This window comes from Candidatus Eisenbacteria bacterium (assembly GCA_016867495.1).
Taxonomy (GTDB): domain Bacteria; phylum Eisenbacteria; class RBG-16-71-46; order CAIMUX01; family VGJL01; genus VGJL01.
This window is the reverse complement of the sequence record VGJL01000298.1, coordinates 1-2,362: the sequence shown is the minus strand read 5'-3', so window position 1 is coordinate 2,362 and position 2,362 is coordinate 1. Positions and strand designations below refer to the sequence as shown.

The following is a 2,362-nucleotide window of genomic DNA, read 5'->3' as shown; positions in this document are numbered from 1 at the left end:
CTGGTAGATCCGTTCTCGAAGCTTCTCCATCTCGGAACGGATCTCGACCTCGCGCACCTGGTCCGAGTGGAGGCGTTCACTCAAACCGTCGAGGTTGCGCCTCAGCTCGCGCAGCTCGTGATCCTGCTCGGCGAGCGCCGTCTGGATCGAGTCGCGCTCGCCTCGGCGCTCGTCGAGGAGCTTCTCGATCTGGAGCAGCCGGACATCGATCTCGCGTCCCCGCTCGCCGAGATCCGCGCGCTTCTTCTCTGCCGCCTCCCGCTGGCCCGCGGTGCTCCCCCTCTCCTCGCCCCATTCCTCAAGGGAGGCAGCCAGGCGGTCGGCCTCCTCTCGATCGCGCGAGGCTACGTTCACCAGCTCCCTCCAGGCGTTTTCGACCCGCAGCGATTCCGTCCGGACGCGACTGAGATTCTCCAAGGCGCCGTCGCGCGCGGCGCCGCACTCCTCGGACTGGTGCTCGGCCTGCCGGTGGATCTCATCCGCGTCGCGCCCCGAGGCCGCGGCATCCCCCAGCCGCGTCTCGAGACGCCGCCGGTCGGCGCCGAGCGAGTCGATCTGTCGGCCGATGCCCAGCAACTCTGCCGAGACTCTCTCCCTCTCCTCGAGGAGAAGGCCTCGCTCGACGGCGCGCTCGGACCTCTCTCGCTCGAGGCGCCGATGCTCTTCCTCCTGGGACGCGCGCCGCGCGCCGAGCCCTCGGATCCTCTCTTCCAGCGCCTTCCACTCGGTCTCGCTGCTTTCATGCCGGCCCGCGGTGTCGGCTTCATCCTCGGCGATTCTGGTCAGGGACTCCTCGAGACGCGGGATCTCACGCATCCTCTCGACGATTTCCCTATCCGGACCCCTTCCGCCGGGCACGCGGATCCATCCCTCCCCTGAGAAGATCTCCCCCTCGGGACTCAAGTACCTGAGGGCGGGGTCGGCCGATCGCGCGGCGCGGCGCGCTTCCTCACGGCTCCTCTCGGGCTGGAGACGCCCAAGAAGGAAGCGGATCAGCGGCTGAAGGTCGGCCGATCCCTCGATCGGGGCCGCCCCTTTCCAGCGCGCCGGGCTCGACGGGAATCGCTCTCGATTCTCCTTCAAGGGAAAGAACGTAACGCCGCCATGGCCCTGCGATCTGAGGCTCTCGATCGCCTCGAGGGCTGACCGTTCGTCCTCGACGACGATCCATTGCACAGCGTCCGCGAGAAGAGACTCGGCCTGCGCATCAGCCAGACCCGCGGAGGGAACGAGCAGATCTCCGACCACCCCGTGGATCCCTCGAAGCTCGCCGCGCCCTTCCAGAATGTGGCGCACGCCAAGATCGAAACCCTCGTGCCGCGCCCGCTGCTCCCGGAGCAGCGAGAGCCTGCTCTCGATCGATGCCCGCCTGCAGGCGAGATCTTCGCGCCGCCGCCGCAGTTCCTCGCGCTCGGCCGTCAGCGCTGCCAGGGTCGCTTCCGCCTCCTCCTCAAGTCTCCCGATCTCGGCGAGGCTTCCCGCCCGCCCGTGGGCCTCCGCCTCCGCCCTCCGGAGGCCCTCATCGAGCTCGCGCACCTTCTCGGCGAGGCCGTCATGATGGACCTGGAGCGCCGCGCGGCGCACCTCGTGCTGGGCGATCATCCCGTCCAGCGACTCGAGTTCCTTGGTGTCCCTCGCCCGCGCCAGGAGCTGTTCCGTCTGGAGCTGCGCCTTTCGTCCCGCCTCGGCGCGCGCCTCGCGCAGACGCTCCTCCGCTTCCCGGAAGGCCTCGGAAGCGACCTCGACCGCTTCCTGTTGGCTGGCGAGATCCGCCTCCAGACGGGCCCTCTCGGGGGCCGAGGATTCGATCCTCGCTCTCAGATCCGTCTCGCGCTCCGCTTCCTCTCTGATCCTCCGCGCGAGCTCCGCCTCCTTCTGCTCCCAGCCCTGGATCCGGGTCGCCAGGACAGAAACCTCCTCGCGCGCGGTGGACTGCTCGGCGAGAAGACCCTCCCTCTCCCTGCGGCTCTCATCGAGCAGGCGCTCGCGCTCGAGCAGCTCGATTCTCCTGGTCTCCAGCTCCGTCTCCCTCCGCGAGAGATCCCCCGAGAGCCGCGCCCTGTGGTCCGCCCAGACGTCCCGCTCGGAGGTGCACGAATCGTGCAGACGCTGCAGCTCCGCCCACTGGCGCAGCGCGCGATCGACTTCGAGCGTGCGGATCTCGTCGATCAGGCGCTGATGTCGCCTCGCCTTTCCGACCTGCCTCGCGAGACTCCTGACTTCCCTGTCGATCTCGCGGACGATATCCGCGATCCGGGTCAGGTCCTGCTCCGTCGCCTCCAGCTTCCGCACCGCTTCGCGGCGCTGGTGTTTGTACCGGCTCACGCCCGCCGCTTCCTCAAAGTAGACGCGGCGCTGCTCG

Annotated in this window: 1 protein-coding gene; it reads right to left on the bottom strand. The window is 68.8% G+C overall.

The annotated features are described in order from the left end of the window. A partial coding sequence (locus tag FJY88_13665) for a hypothetical protein (GenBank protein MBM3288373.1) occupies positions 1-2,362 on the bottom strand: 2,362 nt, incomplete at both ends.